Here is a 15,874-nt window from a genome sequence, read left to right as displayed (position 1 = left end):
GGTGTCACAGCCCGCGGGGGTTCGAATCCCTCTTCCTCCGCCATATTACATAGAAATACTAACCTGCCGATTATCGGCGGGTTTTTTGTTTTTGTTAGTCTCTATGACCACAAAAATGGAAGCAGATAATTTGCCTAGTTTTAACTAGATCGAGTACGATGAAGGGGAAGAGAGGCGGTTGGCCGGAGATCGGCTGTCTCCTCTCACGGCTGTGTCCAGAGTGGAAAAGAGGAGGAAGATGATATGGCCGTTCAACGCCACATTCGCCGTATCAAAACGGTGCAAATGACTGTCAACAGCCCGATTCACCAGAGCGGCCCAGTGCTCGAGCCCGGGAATTGGCAAGAGTATGATCCGTTTTTGTTGTTGATGGAGGACATTTTTCAGCGGGGCGCGTTTGATGTTCATCCGCACCGTGGCATCGAGACGGTCACGTATGTGATTCGTGGCGAACTCGAACATTTCGACAACAAAGCCGGTCACGACATGCTTGGACCTGGGGATGTACAATGGATGACTGCTGGCCGCGGCGTCGTCCATAAAGAAGATCCTGCACCCGGTTCGACCGTCCATAGTCTTCAGCTGTGGATCAACTTACCGAGCACGCATAAACTGACTGAGCCACGCTATCAAAACTTGCGCGCCGAGGATATGCCTATACGGAAAGAAGAAGGGGCGGTGATCCGCGTCTTTTCCGGCTCATCAAAAGGGGTGCAAGCGCCGACGAAAAACATCGTTCCAGTGACGATGGTCGAAATGACTGTTGAGCCAGGAATAACGGTTGTGCAAGATTTGCCGGGCCATTACAACGGCTTTTTGTATATTTTGGAAGGGAGCGGCACGTTTGGCGCCGGCAACACGGAAGGAAAGGCCGGGCAAGTGTTGTTGCTAAGCCGCCACAGCCGCGGCGAGGAAACGGAGTTAAAAGTGACCGCTCGCGAAAAACTGCGGCTCCTTCTTTACGCTGGCGAGCCGGTAAACGAACCGGTCGTTGCTTACGGTCCGTTTGTCATGAATACGCCCGAGCAAATTCGCGAAGCGATTCGTGATTACCAAGAAGGGCGGTTTGAATAGTGAATATGAGAACAGAGCCGGTTGCTTTTCGGCTCTTTCTCTTTTGTGACCCTGTAAGTAAAGGATTTAGCCGCAATGATTTTGGAAAACTCTAAACATTAAGGTTTATCTATTAGAGAAATACCTTGTTGCATTGCCTATTTGATTGACATCACTACTCTTAAGAATGAACCGAATTTTTGGATGAGGAGGACAAGGACATGAATAAAGTCATCGAAACCATTTTACAGCACCGTTCGATCCGCCGTTTTGAAGACCGGCCGCTGACTGATGAACAAATTCGTATGATCGTTGAATGCGCTCAATCGGCGTCGACTTCAAGTTATATCCAAGCATATTCGATCATTGGGGTGAAAGACCCGGAGAAAAAACGAAAGCTCGCCGAACTGGCAGGGAATCAATCCTATGTCGAGCATAACGGCCATTTCTTTGTCTTTTGCGCTGATTTTCACCGCCACGAACAGATCGGTGAAATGGAAGAAAAAGACGTACTCCCATCGCTAGAAAGCACGGAAAAATTTATGGTGGCGCTCATCGATACGGCGCTTGCGGCGCAAAATGCGGCGATTGCTGCTGAGTCGATGGGGCTTGGCATTTGCTATATCGGGGGGCTTCGCAACAACCTGCCGGAAGTATGCGAACTGCTTAACATACCGAAACGGGTCATTCCGCTGTTCGGGCTTGCCGTCGGTTATCCAGCTGAACAGCCGGGAAAAAAACCGCGGTTGCCGTTAGACCACGTGTATCATGAGGATGAATACGATCAAGACCGCGGCCGGTTCATCGAGCAGTTGCAGCGATATAATGAAACGGTGTCAGCTTACTATGAACAGCGGACAAATGGCCGCCGCTCTGATACATGGACGGGGCAAATGGCTGACATGCTAAGCCGCCAAGTTCGGATGTACATGAAAGAATTTGTGGAAGGGAAAGGGTTTCATTTGCGGTAGTCTTTCTTCAGGCGGAAGCAAAAAGGAGGGGAAACATGCAGCTGTTGTTTAAGAAGCGCGGAGCCATGCTGATTTTGATGTTCAATTTATTGCTGATTTTCATTGGCATCGGTTTGATTATCCCGATCATGCCGACGTTTATCGAGCAATTGGGCATCTCAGGAGGAACGGTTGGACTGCTTGTGGCCGTTTTCTCTTTAACACAATTTCTTTTTTCACCGGTAGCCGGCAGAATGGCAGATGCGGTCGGCCGAAAAAAATTGATCGTCTCAGGAATGCTGCTGTTTGCCTTTTCTGAGTGGCAGTTTGGCTATGCCGATCATGTTTTCGAGATGTTTTTTTCGCGGGTCATCGGCGGGATAAGCGCCGCCCTCACCATGCCAGCAGTGATGGCTTATGCTGCGGACATAACGACGAATGAAGAACGGGCGGCAGGCATTGGGTATATTAACGCAGCGATTACGATGGGATTTATGATTGGCCCAGGTATTGGCGGATACATGGCAGAATGGGGCATCCGCGTTCCGTTCAATTGTGCGGCGGCCGTTGGAGTGATGGCCGCTGTCATTACGGCGCTGTTTCTCCCGGAATCGCATTCATCTGCTTCCACGGGCACGGTTCAAAAGGATCACGTGCCGTTTTTTGTGCAGCTTGCCCAAGTTCATCGGCAACCGTATTTTTTCAGTTTGTTGATCATTTTTGCGCTGTCGTTTGGTCTTGCCAATTTTGAAACGATTTTCAGCTTGTTTGTCGATCATCGATTTGGCTTCTCACCGAAAGAAATCGCTTTGATCATTACAATTGGCTCGATTGGCGGCCCGCTCGTTCAGTTGACGACATTCGGCTGGTTGTTAGGCCACTTTGGTGAACAGCGCGTCGTTTCAGCTTGTTTGTTACTATCCGCCTTATTCATCGTGTTGACGTTGTTGGCTTCGACATGGACGATGCTTTTAGTGGCAACGGTGTTAGTATTTTTGGCAATTGATATTTTGCGTCCGGCGGTCAGCACGCAGATGTCTAAAATCGATGAGACCCAACAAGGCTATATCGCCGGCTTGAACTCCGCGTTTACAAGCCTTGGAAATATTATTGGTCCAGCTGTTGCGGGCGTTTTGTTTGATGTAGATATTCGTTTTCCTTATATTCTCGCAAGCGTTGTGCTTTTTCTATGCTTTGTGCTCTCATTACGGCAGGAAAAAGCGGTGCTCCACAAGGCCAGCAGCGATGCGTTGCGCATGACGAGAAAATGAAGAGAGACGCCAATAAAACAAGGAAGGATGATCGTGTGGAAAGTTGGCAGGCCAAAATATTTGGTGCTCCATCAACGAGGAAGTGGCAAAATCATCTGTCTTTTGCCTGTCGCCGTTGATTGTTGGTGGTTTTTTAGGTAGTAAAGGTAGGGACGCTCCATTTGCCTTAGCGGCAGATGGAGCGTAAGTGATACTCGATGATTTCTTCCATTTGTGAAGGAGATAGCTTGTCAGGTTGCATGATGCCGTGCATGGCCAAACCGTCAACCAAAGCGTATAGGCGCTCTGTTTCCAACTCAATCGACACGTCGGGTCTTAACAACCCGAGATTACGTAACAGTTCAAGCAACCTCTTTATTGCCGTTTGCAACTCGTTATAGATTTGCTCGCTCAGCGGTTGAAGTTCGGAATCCCAAAGCGCCCTTTGTGTAAAAACAAGCCACACCTCCATTTCTTTTTTCGTTTCATCGGTTAACGGCAAAATTTCAAGGAGACAACGTTTGATTCCTTCAAGAGGCGGAGTGGAGCGAGGGATGGCTTCAATCCGTTTCCGCACCCGTTCGGAGACAAGCTTCATCGAAAAGGCTAACAACTCCGATTGGGAAGAAAAGTAATAGCGTAGCGCCCCTGCAGACATCCCTGCCTCTTTAGCGATATTTCGTACGGTTGCTTTTTCGATACCGTCCCGCATGATCACGGCCCATGTCGCTTCTGCGATTCGTTCCCTCTGCTTTTCATGATCCACGATTTTAGGCATGTATCTAGTGTAACACAGTTGTTTTTTTGATACAATTGTGTTACTATTTTTTTGATACAATTGTATTAAAAAGGGGCGGCTGATATGATTGGGTGGTTGATTGTCGCGTGTGAAGTGCTGTTTTGGGTATTCGTCGTATCCGGATTGTTTACGCGTTATGTGTTAAAATGGAAAATGATCAGTGTATGTCTTTTTTCATGCACCATTTTGGCAGATCTTATTTTACTCGTAGTGTCGGTCGTAGACTTAGCACACGGCCAGACAGCGAAGTTATCCCATGCGTTGGCAGCTGTTTATATCAGTGTGTCCGTTGTGTATGGACGTCGTATGATTCAATGGGCGGACAATCAGTTTGCTCACCTTTTTTTGAAAATGCCTAAGCCGAAAAAAGCCCCGCTCTTTGGAAAGGAGCATGCAAAGCAAGAACGAGAAGGATGGTATCGCCATTTAGGGGCTTGGGCGATCGGTCAAGCGATTTTGTGGGGGATGGTTTGGTTTGCTGATGATGTGTCAAAAGCACAACAGCTGCTCGTGATGGCGGGCCGTTGGACGTTGGTGTTGGTGATTGATTTTGTATGGAGTTTCAGCTATACATTATGGCCTCGAAAAGAACCAAAGGCGACATTAGAAAAACCAAGCGATTGATAGGAAGGGAGAGAAACAACATGAATCCCATCGAACAGTTTGGACAGTGGATTCGAGAGGCTAACACGATCGCCGTCTTGACTGGAGCGGGGATGAGCACGGAGTCCGGCATCCCTGATTTCCGTAGCGAAAACGGCATTTACGCTCAAGAGGAACGTGTGGAATATTATTTGTCTGAGCATTATTATCAAAAAAATCCGGTTGATTTTTGGCGGCGGTTCAAGCGGATGTTTTCATTGAAACTGATGGGAGACTTTGCACCGAACGCCGGGCATCGGTTTCTTCGTTGGCTGGAGGATATTGGGAAAACAGTGGTGATTTTGACGCAAAATATCGATGGGCTGCACACAAAAGCAGGAAACACGAACGTCATTGAGCTGCACGGTACGTTGCAGACAGCGACGTGCCCATCGTGCGGCAAAACGTATGACTTGGCGTTTGTCAACCGCACCGATGTGCCGTGCTGCGGTGAGTGTGGGACGATTTTGAAACCGGATGTTGTTTTGTTTGGCGGACTCGTTCCCCATATCGAAGAAGCGTTTGCTAGGGCGGCGGAGAGCGACTTGTTGTTGGCTATGGGGACGAGTTTAGAGGTGGCGCCTGTGAATCAAATTCCGTTTTACGTTGCTGCTGAATCTCCGGCAACACGGAAAGTGTTAATTAACAAAACGGCGACAAGGATGGACGGAATGTTTGATCTTATCATTTATGGTGGAATCGGTGAAACGGTTGCCGCTGTACGAGAGCGACTCGAGCAAAAATAAATAAGGAGTAGAGCTGAAAACAGAAATGATTGGAAAAGGAAAGGACGATCATGGAGAAGCTACAATCGGTCTTGGGGCGATGGAATACTGCCAGCCAACGTCCCCAAAGACGCTTGTATCGTCGCTGATATGGAAAAGGCGGTCGGTTACCTTGCCAGTAAATCAGTATGGAACGCGGTGTTGGGCCATATCGTTCAAACGGCTGAACATCCTTGATTCGCAGCACTGGCACCAACAGGAGAACGTACTCAACGTTTTCCTGTTGGACAAAAGCATAAAAAAGTATTGTACTTTTCAGAACATTCGAATATAATGAAGGTAACATACCAACCGGTTGGTATTTATGGGAGTGGGAAGTCGCTTCAAAGTGTAATGAAAACGGGGGGAACCATTATGTACTTGCGCTTAACGGATGAGCAACGCATGGTCCAAAAGGCCATTCGCAAGTTTGTTGAAAAAGAGTTGATGCCGCTAGAAAATGAAGTATTGCGCAACGAGCGGGAAGGGAAGCCCGGGCTTACGCCGGAGAAATTAAAAGAGCTGCAATTAAAGGCGAAAGAGGCGGGTTTTTGGGGGATTAATACGCCAGAGGAGTACGGTGGCGCGAATCTTGGCCATGTCATGCAGGCGATTGTGCTCATGGAAGTGGCAAAAACGCTCGTTCCCTTCCAGTTTGGCGGGTCGGCGGATAACATTTTGTATTACGCCAACGAAGAACAAAAGAAAAAATATTTAATCCCAACGATCAACGGTGAGAAAAAATCGTGCTTTGCCATGACCGAGCCGGGGGCAGGGTCTGATACGCGCAACATTAAAATGACAGCGGTCAAAGACGGGGACGAATGGGTGCTCAACGGGGAAAAAACGTTCATCACTGGGGGCAATGACGCCGATTTCGTTATGGTCATTGCCATTACCGACAAAGAGCGGCATCAAGCGACAAACGGCCGTGAAGGGGTGACGTGCTTTATCGTCGACCGCGACATGGGCTGGCGCTCCGAGCCGATACATACAATGGGGCCGTCAACACCGGCTAGCTTAATTTTTGAAAACGTGCGCGTGCCGGAAGAAAACATTTTAGGTGAGCTGCACTACGGCTACAAGCTCGGTCTTGAGTGGATCGGCTATGCGCGATGGGTCGTCGGCGCACGCGCGGTCGGAACGGCCGAGCGGCTGTTGCAAATGGCGATCGATTATGCGAAAGAGCGTGTCACATTCGGCAAGCCGATCGCCGAACGGCAAGCGATCCAATGGATGATCGCCGATTCAGCAGTGGAAATTGAAGCAGCGAAATGGCTCGTCTTAAACGCAGCGTTTACGCTTGATGAAGGGGAGGACAACCGTCATTTGGCTTCGATGGCGAAACTGTTTGGTGCGAACATGGGCAACCGTGTGGTTGACCGGGTGATGCAAATTCACGGGGGCATGGGCTATACGAAAGAGATGCCGATTGAGCGTTGGTACCGCGAGGCGAGATTGTGGCGCATTTACGATGGCACCGATGAAATTCAACGTCTTATTATTGCCCGCAACTTAATTAAAGGACACGTCAAGCTTGGGCAGTTTCTCTAACAAAATGAAAGCGTTACTAAAAGGGGAGGAGAAAAACATGAGTCAACGGTTTGCAGGAAGAGTGGCGTTTGTGACAGGAGGAAGCCGCGGCATCGGAAAGGCCGTTGTTACCCGCTTTGCCGAAGAAGGAGCTAAGGTGGCGTTCATCGACCTAAACGCGGAGGCGCTTGAAGCAACGGCAGCTGAGTTGCGGGAAAAAGGATACGATGTTTACGCCAAAGTGGCGAGCGTCACTGACCGCGAACAAGTGGAAACGACGATTCAAGAAGTGGTTGAACGATTCGGATCGCTTGATATTTTGGTTAACAATGCCGGCGTCATTCGTGACAACTTGCTGTTTAAAATGACGGACGACGATTGGCAAACGGTCATGGACGTCCATTTGAAAGGGGCATTTTACTGTGCCCGCGCCGCGCAAAAATATATGGTCGAAAAAGGATATGGCCGCATCATCAACGTTTCGTCGACATCAGCGCTCGGCAACCGCGGCCAAGCGAACTATTCGGCAGCGAAAGCCGGCATTCAAGGGTTTACGAAAACATTGGCGATTGAGCTTGGCAAGTTCGGCATTACGACAAACGCTGTCGCGCCGGGATTTATTGAGACGGATATGACGAAAGCGACTGCCGAACGGCTCGGCATCTCGTTTGAGCAACTCATTCAGGCCAGCGTCGCCAACATCCCGGTCGGACGCAGCGGCCGCCCGGAAGATATCGCCAATGCGGTCGCATTTTTCGCTGATGAAAAATCATCGTTTGTCAACGGTCAAGTGCTGTACGTTGCCGGCGGTCCGAAATGCTGAAAAATGAGGAGGGCGAGTGATGTACCAAGACGATATTGGCAAACGGTCAGAGAAAGTAAAAAATGTCGTTGAGCGCGGAGCGGTGAAAAAATTCGCTGAAGCGATCGGCGACTTGAATCCGATTTATTGGGATGAAGAGACGGGAAAACGGTCGCGCTATGGGCGCAACATCGCACCGCCGACGTTTCCGCGCGTGTTTGACTACGGTGTGATTGAAGGGCTGAAATTACCGCCCAAAGGACTGATCCACGGCGAGCAGCGTTTCCGTTATGAGCGCCCGCTGTTTGTCGGTGAAGAGCTGTACTGCTATGCAGAGGTAAAAGACTATTATGAAAAACAAAGCAGCATGGGTCAGCTCGGCTTTTTAATCATCGCCAACAACGGCGAAGACACGAACGGGAATCTTCTATTCACTTCCACCTCGACGATTATTATCAACGAGGCGGTTAGAAAGGCGATGAGCGTATGACAACGATTCGCGAATGGCAAGTGGGACAGTCGCTTCCCGAGGTGACGCTTTCACCCGTATCCCGGCTTGACTTAATCAAATATGCCGGAGCATCGGGTGACTACAATCCGATTCATACGATCGATGAAGAGGCAAAAAAGGCCGGCTTGCCGGGGATTATCGCCCACGGCATGTGGACGATGGGCAACTTGGCGAAACTGTTTACGCCGTATTACGAGGAAGGGTTTGTTCAAGATTATTTCGTTCGCTTTCAATCAATGGTGTTTTTAAACGATATCATTACGTTAAAAGCAACGGTCAAAGAAAAGGATGACAAGACGATTCGGTTTGCCGTTGCCGCTGTCAATCAGCACGGGAAGGAAGTCGTCAAAGGCGAAGCCGTTTTTTCGCTGTATGAGTGAGGGGGCGCCGGGCACCGCTCCCTTTCCGCATACAGCACAAACGGGGGCTCGTCTCTCTCTGTTTAAACGCCGAGTCGATTCGGAGCCGTCTAAAAAAGTGAGGGGGGAATCGCGATGAAACGAGATGCCGTCATTGTGTCGGCTGTAAGAACGGCCATCGCCCGCCAAGGGGGCGCCTTGGCGACGCTGCCAGCGCACGTTTACGGTGCGGAAGTCATCAAAGAAGCGATGCGGCGGGCGAACATCGGCCCGGAACTTGTCGCTGATGTCATCATGGGCAATGTCTTAAGCGGCGGTGGCAACATTGCCCGGCTGACGGCGTTGCAGACGGGGCTGTCGCTTGAGCTGACCGGGCTGACCGTCGACCGCCAATGCGGTTCAGGCATTAATGCCGTCAATTTAGCGGCGCAAGCCATTTGGGCAGGCGACGGGGACGTCTATATCGCTGGAGGGGTGGAAAGCATGAGCCGCGCGCCGTATTTGATGGACCGCCCGGAAAAGCCGTACAGTTCGACGCCGCCAAGCTTCCGTAAATCGCAGTTGTCGCCGAAAGAGATTGGCGACCCGCCGATGGGCATCACGGCAGAAAATTTAGTGAAAAAATACGGCATCAGTCGTGAAGAACAAGATGCCTTTGCCCTGCGCAGCCAGCAGCGCATGGCGCGTGCTATGCAAGAAGGGCGGTTTGACGAACAAATTGTGCCGATTACCGTTCCGGTGAAAAAAGGGGAGCCGTTTGTCTTCGATACGGATGAACACCCGCGTCCGAACACGACGATGGAAGCACTCGCGAAACTGCCGCCGGCGTTTTTGGAAGGCGGAACAGTGACGGCAGGGAATAGTTCGGGACTCAATGACGCCGCTGCTGCACTCGTCGTCATGTCGCGGGAAAAAGCGGAACAGCTCGGCTTAACACCGCTTGCCGTCGTCCGCGCCTATGCGGTCGCCGGAGTCGACCCGAACATTATGGGCATCGGTCCGGTACCAGCGACAAGAAAGGTGCTTGAAAAGGTTGGACTGACGCTTGATGAGATGGATATCATCGAAATTAATGAAGCGTTTGCCGCTCAGGTGATCGCCTGTGACCGCGAGCTTGAGATGAATCCGGAAAAAGTAAATGTCAACGGCGGCGCCATCGCCCACGGCCATCCGCTTGGTGCGACGGGTGCAATTTTGATTACGAAAGCCGTGTATGAACTAAAGCGTCGCGGTGGGACATACGCCCTCATTACGGCGTGCATCGGCGGCGGCCAAGGGATCGCGACGATCATTGAACGAGCCTGAACACATGGAGACAATGGATATGAAAGAAAAACTGATGGAAGCCAGCATAGAGCTATTTGACCGCAAAGGGTTCAAAGAAACGTCTGTACAGGAAATCGTCGAAGCGGTCGGGGCAACAAAAGGGGCGTTCTATTACTATTACAGAAGCAAAGAAGAACTGTTGCGCGATATATGCATCTCCTATATCGAAGATTTGCTTGACCAGCAGAGTCGCCTGCTGCAGGAACCCGAGAAGAGCTGTACAGAAAAACTGCATGCGATCGTCTATATGGTGATTCGCAACATTCGCACACGGAAGAAAAGCGCCCGCATTTTCTTTCGCGAGATGCGGCATTTGGCTGATGAACATTTGAAGGAAATCCGCGAGAAGCGGCGGGCGTTCCGCAAGCAGTATGAACAGCTCATCCAGGAAGGGGTCGCCCGCGGCGAATTTAAGCCGTCGCTTCATGCAGAAATGATCACGTTCGGCCTGCTTGGCATCACGAATTGGAGCTACTACTGGTTTCAACCGGACGGGAGCGTTTCCGAAGAGGAGTTAACCGACATTTATGTCGACTTAATTTTAAACGGCATTCGAGGGCAGGAACGGCCAAAACGATAGGTTCTATCGAACTGTTCAAGTTGTTCACCTGTTTTCGGTGCAAGAGATAAGGGGGGATCGGGGTGGAATTGTTTATCCAGCAGCTCATAAACGGGCTGACTGTTGGAAGCGTTTACAGTCTTGTCGCCTTAGGCTTAACGCTCGTCTACGGCATTTTGCATATTCCAAACTTTGCCCACGGCGCGCTTTATATGATGGGAGGGTATGTTACGCTCACCGCGATGAGCCAAGCCGGGCTGCCGTATGGGCTTGCCATTGTTGTGTCGATGGTCGTAGTCGGGCTGCTCGGTGTCTTGATGGAACGATTGGTGTTTTATCCACTCCGTGATGCGCCGCCGCTTCACGATAAGATTGCGGCGATCGGTATTTTGTTGTTTTTGGAAGCATTTGCCCAATTCGTCTGGGGGGGCGGACTATCAAACGATGCCGACGCCATATGGGAATGTTGTCACTGTTTTCGGCTTGACACTCACTGTTCAACGCATCCTCATCATCGCATCCACTGTTGTCATCATGATGCTGCTCTACCTCTTCCTGAAAAAGACATTCATCGGTGCTTCGATCATTGCGATGGCGCAAAACCGCGAAGGAGCGAACTTAGTCGGCATTAACACAAACAAAGTCGCCATGATGACGTTCCTTCTTTCCGGCGGTTTGGCAGCACTCGCCGCTTCGCTCGCTTCGCCGATCAACCTTGTGTTTCCCGGTATGGGTCATCTCGTCATCTTGAAAGCGTTTGTCATCATCATTCTCGGCGGCATGGGAAGCATCCCCGGCGCGATTGTCGGCGGCTATATTTTAGGGTTTAGTGAAAGCTTAGGGGCAACATACGTGTCGAACGACTATAAAGACATTATTGCTTTCGCCATTCTTGTCATCATTTTAACGGTCAAACCGAACGGACTATTTGCCAAGGAGGGACATTGATGGCCGTTTTTGAAAAACGACACCTATGGCTCGCTGTTCTTGCGGTGTTGGCACTTGCCCTCCCGTTGCTTGTGGCCAACGGCTATTACTTGCACATGATGACGATGTCCTTTATTTGGATGATCGCCGTTTACGGGTTGAACTTATTTGCTGGCTACACCGGGTATTTGTCGCTTGCCCACGCTGGATTTTTTGCCGTTGGCGCCTATACGCTTGGCATTTTGACCGTGAAGGTCGGACTGCCGTTTTGGGGGGCGTTCGCGCTCTCATGTGCATTCACATCGCTGCTTGGCCTTGCCATCGGACTGGTCGCCTTGCGGACGAAAGAGCACTTTTTCGCCATTTATACACTATGTGTCGGATATATCATTTATTTAGTGATTGATAAATGGGACAGCCTAACCGGCGGAGTGCGTGGATTCATCGGCATTCCGGCGCCAAGCGACATCGGACCGCTGTCGTTTCAGACACCGGTTGCCCAATATTATTTAGTTTTGTTTTTCTTGTTCGCCGTCATATTTGTGATGTACCGGCTCGTCTATTCGCTGACTGGAAGGACGTATATCGCGATTCGCAACAGCGAGGAGCTCGCATTGACGCTTGGCATCTCAACGATGAAAAACAAGCTCGCCTCATTCGTTTTGTCGGTCTTTTTCACTTCGCTTGCTGGGGCGCTGTATGCATCATTCATCCGTTTTCTTGGACCGGATATCGCGTATGTCACTGTCATGTTTGACTTTTTAACGTACTTGCTTGTCGGCGGTATCGGTACGCTGGCCGGACCGGTTGTCGGCACGCTGTTGATCACGTTTTTATCGCAGCAGTTGCAATTTTTGCAAGACTATCGAATGCTCATTTTTGGCCCGGTGTTGACACTTTTAATCATCTTTTATCCGCACGGCATTGCTGGCGGCTTCATCCGTTATCAAGCGAAGCGTGCAGAGGCGCGGCGCCTTGAACGGGAGGCCAACCAGACCGCTGCTGAACTAGCTGCCTCGCGCCAAGGACGAGACGGTCGGTACGTCAAGGAGGGATAAACATGTTTTTGCACGTCGAACGGTTGACGAAACGATTCGGTGGGTTGTTGGCGGTCAATGACGTCACATTTTCCGTCGAACAAGGGAAAATCAACGCCATCATCGGCCCGAACGGTGCCGGTAAATCGACGTTCTTCAATTTGATTAGCGGCTTGCACCGGCCGACATCCGGGACGATTACGTTTAAAGGACGCGACATTACCCGCCTGCCGGCGAATGAGCGGGCGAAACTCGGCATCGCCCGCACGTTTCAAACGACCCATTTGTTTGAACAGTCGACGGTGATGGACAACGTCATCATCGGCCATCGGCTTCGCACCGAATCGAATTTGTTTGACGCCATTTTGCGTACAAAACGACATCGCCGCGAGGAGCAGGCGTGTAAAGAAAAAGCGATGGAAGTGCTCGATTTCGTTGGGCTCACCGGTGTGGCGGATCGGCTCGTTGCGAATTTGTCGCAAGAACAGAAGAAGCGAGTGGCGTTTGCGCTCGCCTTGGCGACCGACCCAGAGCTTGTCTTGCTTGACGAACCGGCTGCCGGCGTCAACCCAGACGAAACAGAAGGATTGGAAGAGCTGATCGTCAAAATGGTCGAGGGCGGCCTGACGGTTTGTCTTATTGAACATAAAATGTCGATGATTATGAAAATCGCTGACCGCATTATGGTGCTGAATTACGGCGAAAAAATTGCCGAAGGGACGCCGGAAGAAGTGCAAAATAACGAGGCGGTCATTCAAGCGTATTTAGGGGGGAGCACCGTTGCTTGAAGTGACAAACGTGTCTGTCCGCTACGGCAGCTTCACGGCGATTCGCGATGTGACGTTTTCCGTTAGGTCGGGGGAAATCGCGGTGTTGCTTGGCGCCAACGGAGCTGGGAAAAGCACGCTGTTTCGCACAATTAGCGGATTGCATAAACCAGCGCAAGGCGAAATTCGCCTTGACGGAGAGCGCATCGACTCACTGCCGCCTGATCGGATCGTTCAGCGCGGTGTCGTGCAATGCGCCGAGGGGCGCAAACTGTTTGCCCGCATGAGTGTATACGAAAATTTGCTGATGGGTGCGTACGTTCATCGAAAAGATAAAGAAGGCATCCGCCGTTCAATCGAACATGTATATGAGCTGTTTCCGATTTTGCATGAAAAGCGAAATGAGACGGCTGGATCGCTTAGCGGCGGCCAGCAGCAAATGCTCGCTATCGGCCGCGCCTTAATGTCGCGTCCTGCGGTGCTCTTGCTTGACGAGCCGTCGATCGGGCTTGCCCCCCTCATCGTTGAACAAATGTTTGCAACGATTAAACAAATTAACGAAGAAGGGACGACGATTTTGCTCGCTGAACAAAATGCTCATGCGGCACTATCCATTGCTCATCAAGGCTATGTATTTGAAAACGGAACGATCGTCGCATCAGGAACAGCAGAGGAACTACTCGCCAATGACGATGTCCGCAAAGCGTACATCGGAACATGACATGTCACTGCTAGGACATTTCTACAGACGTTTATGGACGAGTTTCAGTCCGTCATGAACGCCAAAAGATGCTAATCCATCAACGATGAAAGGAGGTGAGCAACGAGTACTACCTTCATTCATCTGAATATTCGGTATAAAAATGGGGGGAGCAGAATGAAAAAAAGAAAATGGCCGATCGCCGCTATGATGACAGCGGTCATGGCGTTGATGCTTGCGGGGTGCAACAGCTCGACGACGAACAATCATGCCGACAGCGGCAACAATGACGACGGGAAGAACGTCGTCAATATTGGTTACAGCGGCCCGTTAAGCGGACCAGCTGCCTACTACGGGGAGCGGACATTAAACGGCGTGAAAATGGCAGCGGAAGAAATCAATAAGAACGGCGGGTTTGAAGTGAATGGAAAAACTTATCAAATTAATGTTGTGTCATTAGATGACAAATATTTGCCGAACGAAACAGCGGCAAATGCAAAACGGCTTGTCCAAGAACATCATACGCCAATCATCTTCACTCCGCACAGCGGCGGCGTCATGGCGATGCAAGTGTTCAACCAAACGGACAATTTCATTATCGCGGCCTATACAAGCGAGCCGAAAATTACAGAAACAGGGAACAAGATGACGATACGTATTCCGCCGCGGTATGATGGGTACATTCCAACATTTACCGACTATGTGATGAAGCGATTTGGCAAAAAGCTGGCTGCTTTGCCGACGGCGACGCAATATGGGAAAGACTGGACGGAACAACTGTTACCATATTGGGAAAAACAAGGCGGAGAAGTTGTTTACAACACATCCATTGACTTCACCAAAGACACCGATTTCTTCACGATCATCACGAACGCATTGAAAGAAAAGCCGGACGTCTTATTTATCGGTGGACCGTCGGAACCGACGGCGAAAGTGGTGAAACAGGCGCGTGAGCTCGGTTTTAAAGGCGGTTTTATTGTCATGGACCAAGCGAAGTTAGATGAAATGAAGCGGACCATCGGATCTTACGAGATGCTTGAGGGAGCGATCGGCGTCATGCCGCTTGTTGAGTCGAAAGAGGCGGGAGCCCCGCAATTTGCGGAAAACTATCGAGCGAAATACAATGCCGAACCGAGTTCGGAATCTGCCTATAACTACTTGGCTCTTTACGCCTTTGTCGAAGCGATGAAAGCAGCTGGCACGGTTGATGATCCGGTTGCTATCCGCGAACATATGAACGAAGGGTTGAAAAACATCCCGGAAGACAAGCAAGTGTATATCGTCCCGAGTGTTGGTGAGGACGGCGGATTTGAATCGAAAATTACCGTTGGAGCGGTGGAAAAAGGCAAAGTGGTGCCGATTGAACTGAAGAAATAAGCAAACCAACACACGCGGAAAACGGGATGATTTTTCCTGTGTTGCGAGGCGAGCGATGACCTGATCGCCCCATCTTTTCCAATCGATTTGGAGCAAACATAACGTGATTCCATTCATGATAGCCGGCAAACGATCATCCAAACGCGTCCACCTTCTTGCGTGGACGCTTTTTTTACGGTTTGTTGCCGCAAAAGTGGCAAAATAATCATTCCAGTATTAAGTAAAACTATGTTCTAAATAATCAATATGAAAACAACAAAATCCAAAATTATAATATAGAGAAGAGGTGGAATCGATGCAAGAAACAGCCATCGGCCTTGTTGTTCCATTCTTTTTTGACATCATTGGCGAGGTCGAGGTGCTGTTCTTGTCAGCTCCGTTTCCGAACCGGTGAGCGTTGCTCGGCTTTGCTATCATTGTCACCGGAATTTGTCGGCATAGCTTTGAGTGAGTAAGAAGAGTGGAACAACCGGCGCCGCTCATTCCAACCGTTCAGCACTTCGGTTAGATAGGGGGAG

At 50.2% G+C, this 15,874-nt stretch carries 16 protein-coding genes and 1 pseudogene; 16 read left to right on the top strand and 1 reads right to left on the bottom strand.

What is annotated here, in order from left to right:
• The first annotated feature begins 243 nt into the window (after positions 1-243).
• The 3 genes from DSM465_RS0105140 (at position 244) to DSM465_RS0105130 (ending at position 3,274) form a co-directional block, all read left to right on the top strand.
• Positions 244-1,074 (top strand): pirin family protein, encoded by an 831-nt coding sequence (locus DSM465_RS0105140; protein ID WP_011887358.1) that lies wholly within the window; start codon positions 244-246, stop codon positions 1,072-1,074.
• A gap of 200 nt (positions 1,075-1,274) precedes the next feature.
• Positions 1,275-2,024, top strand: a complete 750-nt coding sequence (gene nfsA, locus DSM465_RS0105135) for an oxygen-insensitive NADPH nitroreductase (protein WP_008879209.1) — start codon at positions 1,275-1,277, stop codon at positions 2,022-2,024.
• A 35-nt stretch (positions 2,025-2,059) separates the two neighbouring features.
• A complete protein-coding gene (locus tag DSM465_RS0105130) occupies positions 2,060-3,274 on the top strand; it encodes an MFS transporter (RefSeq protein WP_011887359.1) in 1,215 nt (404 codons plus the stop codon).
• Between the two features lie 166 nt (positions 3,275-3,440).
• Here DSM465_RS0105130 and DSM465_RS0105125 read toward each other — a convergent pair whose 3' ends face one another.
• Positions 3,441-4,031 carry a TetR/AcrR family transcriptional regulator gene (locus DSM465_RS0105125; RefSeq protein ID WP_011887360.1) on the bottom strand — a complete coding sequence of 197 codons (591 nt, stop codon included), beginning with the start codon at positions 4,029-4,031 and terminating at the stop codon, positions 3,441-3,443.
• Positions 4,032-4,115: 84 nt separating this feature from the next.
• Here DSM465_RS0105125 and DSM465_RS0105120 point away from each other — a divergent pair, with 84 nt between their 5' ends.
• The 13 genes and pseudogenes from DSM465_RS0105120 (at position 4,116) to DSM465_RS0105055 (ending at position 15,356) form a co-directional block, all read left to right on the top strand.
• Positions 4,116-4,676, top strand: coding sequence for a hypothetical protein (locus tag DSM465_RS0105120; protein WP_008879206.1), 561 nt, complete (start codon positions 4,116-4,118; stop codon positions 4,674-4,676).
• Between the two features lie 20 nt (positions 4,677-4,696).
• A complete protein-coding gene (locus DSM465_RS0105115; protein WP_029760802.1) occupies positions 4,697-5,440 on the top strand; it encodes an NAD-dependent protein deacylase in 744 nt (247 codons plus the stop codon).
• Positions 5,441-5,833: 393 nt separating this feature from the next.
• Positions 5,834-7,012 carry an acyl-CoA dehydrogenase family protein gene (locus tag DSM465_RS0105105; RefSeq protein WP_008879204.1) on the top strand — a complete coding sequence of 393 codons (1,179 nt, stop codon included), beginning with the start codon at positions 5,834-5,836 and terminating at the stop codon, positions 7,010-7,012.
• Positions 7,013-7,049: 37 nt separating this feature from the next.
• Positions 7,050-7,814: a 3-oxoacyl-ACP reductase FabG gene (gene fabG, locus DSM465_RS0105100; RefSeq protein ID WP_008879203.1), complete on the top strand. Its 765-nt coding sequence runs from the start codon at positions 7,050-7,052 to the stop codon at positions 7,812-7,814.
• 19 nt (positions 7,815-7,833) lie between these two features.
• Positions 7,834-8,283, top strand: coding sequence for a MaoC family dehydratase N-terminal domain-containing protein (locus DSM465_RS0105095; RefSeq protein ID WP_029760800.1), 450 nt, complete (start codon positions 7,834-7,836; stop codon positions 8,281-8,283).
• Complete coding sequence (locus DSM465_RS0105090; RefSeq protein WP_008879201.1) at positions 8,280-8,684, top strand: MaoC family dehydratase; 405 nt, start codon at positions 8,280-8,282, stop codon at positions 8,682-8,684. The genes DSM465_RS0105095 and DSM465_RS0105090 overlap by 4 nt, the downstream gene beginning before the upstream one ends.
• Positions 8,685-8,798: 114 nt before the next feature.
• A complete protein-coding gene (locus tag DSM465_RS0105085; RefSeq protein WP_008879200.1) occupies positions 8,799-9,968 on the top strand; it encodes a thiolase family protein in 1,170 nt (389 codons plus the stop codon).
• A gap of 19 nt (positions 9,969-9,987) precedes the next feature.
• On the top strand, positions 9,988-10,569 hold the full coding sequence (locus DSM465_RS0105080) for a TetR/AcrR family transcriptional regulator (protein WP_011887364.1): 582 nt from the start codon (positions 9,988-9,990) through the stop codon (positions 10,567-10,569).
• A gap of 62 nt (positions 10,570-10,631) precedes the next feature.
• Positions 10,632-11,496, top strand: a pseudogene (locus DSM465_RS18170) (branched-chain amino acid ABC transporter permease).
• The gene (locus tag DSM465_RS0105070; RefSeq protein ID WP_008879196.1) at positions 11,496-12,533 is read left to right on the top strand and encodes a branched-chain amino acid ABC transporter permease; all 1,038 of its coding nucleotides are present in this window, start codon (positions 11,496-11,498) and stop codon (positions 12,531-12,533) included. Before DSM465_RS18170 ends, DSM465_RS0105070 begins: the two are co-directional and overlap by 1 nt.
• 2 nt (positions 12,534-12,535) lie before the next feature.
• Positions 12,536-13,300, top strand: coding sequence for an ABC transporter ATP-binding protein (locus DSM465_RS0105065; protein ID WP_008879195.1), 765 nt, complete (start codon positions 12,536-12,538; stop codon positions 13,298-13,300).
• Positions 13,293-14,000: an ABC transporter ATP-binding protein gene (locus tag DSM465_RS0105060; RefSeq protein WP_008879194.1), complete on the top strand. Its 708-nt coding sequence runs from the start codon at positions 13,293-13,295 to the stop codon at positions 13,998-14,000. The genes DSM465_RS0105065 and DSM465_RS0105060 overlap by 8 nt, the downstream gene beginning before the upstream one ends.
• Before the next feature lie 156 nt (positions 14,001-14,156).
• Positions 14,157-15,356, top strand: coding sequence for an ABC transporter substrate-binding protein (locus DSM465_RS0105055; protein ID WP_029760799.1), 1,200 nt, complete (start codon positions 14,157-14,159; stop codon positions 15,354-15,356).
• The last annotated feature ends 518 nt before the right edge of the window (positions 15,357-15,874 follow it).

This window comes from Geobacillus thermodenitrificans subsp. thermodenitrificans DSM 465 (assembly GCF_000496575.1).
GTDB classification, from domain to species: Bacteria; Bacillota; Bacilli; order Bacillales; family Anoxybacillaceae; genus Geobacillus; species Geobacillus thermodenitrificans.
The sequence above is the reverse complement of the archived record's forward strand: the minus strand, read 5'-3'. Positions and strand labels throughout refer to the sequence as shown.

What these genes read in the sequence shown, in the direction of transcription:
- DSM465_RS0105140 (WP_011887358.1), top strand. Translation starts at nt 244, where the DNA reads ATGGCCGTTCAACGCCACATTCGCCGTATCAAAACGGTGCAAATGACT.
- nfsA (WP_008879209.1), top strand. Translation starts at nt 1,275, where the DNA reads ATGAATAAAGTCATCGAAACCATTTTACAGCACCGTTCGATCCGCCGT.
- DSM465_RS0105130 (WP_011887359.1), top strand. Translation starts at nt 2,060, where the DNA reads ATGCAGCTGTTGTTTAAGAAGCGCGGAGCCATGCTGATTTTGATGTTC.
- DSM465_RS0105125 (WP_011887360.1), bottom strand. Translation starts at nt 4,031, where the DNA reads ATGCCTAAAATCGTGGATCATGAAAAGCAGAGGGAACGAATCGCAGAA.
- DSM465_RS0105120 (WP_008879206.1), top strand. Translation starts at nt 4,116, where the DNA reads ATGATTGGGTGGTTGATTGTCGCGTGTGAAGTGCTGTTTTGGGTATTC.
- DSM465_RS0105115 (WP_029760802.1), top strand. Translation starts at nt 4,697, where the DNA reads ATGAATCCCATCGAACAGTTTGGACAGTGGATTCGAGAGGCTAACACG.
- DSM465_RS0105105 (WP_008879204.1), top strand. Translation starts at nt 5,834, where the DNA reads ATGTACTTGCGCTTAACGGATGAGCAACGCATGGTCCAAAAGGCCATT.
- fabG (WP_008879203.1), top strand. Translation starts at nt 7,050, where the DNA reads ATGAGTCAACGGTTTGCAGGAAGAGTGGCGTTTGTGACAGGAGGAAGC.
- DSM465_RS0105095 (WP_029760800.1), top strand. Translation starts at nt 7,834, where the DNA reads ATGTACCAAGACGATATTGGCAAACGGTCAGAGAAAGTAAAAAATGTC.
- DSM465_RS0105090 (WP_008879201.1), top strand. Translation starts at nt 8,280, where the DNA reads ATGACAACGATTCGCGAATGGCAAGTGGGACAGTCGCTTCCCGAGGTG.
- DSM465_RS0105085 (WP_008879200.1), top strand. Translation starts at nt 8,799, where the DNA reads ATGAAACGAGATGCCGTCATTGTGTCGGCTGTAAGAACGGCCATCGCC.
- DSM465_RS0105080 (WP_011887364.1), top strand. Translation starts at nt 9,988, where the DNA reads ATGAAAGAAAAACTGATGGAAGCCAGCATAGAGCTATTTGACCGCAAA.
- DSM465_RS0105070 (WP_008879196.1), top strand. Translation starts at nt 11,496, where the DNA reads ATGGCCGTTTTTGAAAAACGACACCTATGGCTCGCTGTTCTTGCGGTG.
- DSM465_RS0105065 (WP_008879195.1), top strand. Translation starts at nt 12,536, where the DNA reads ATGTTTTTGCACGTCGAACGGTTGACGAAACGATTCGGTGGGTTGTTG.
- DSM465_RS0105055 (WP_029760799.1), top strand. Translation starts at nt 14,157, where the DNA reads ATGAAAAAAAGAAAATGGCCGATCGCCGCTATGATGACAGCGGTCATG.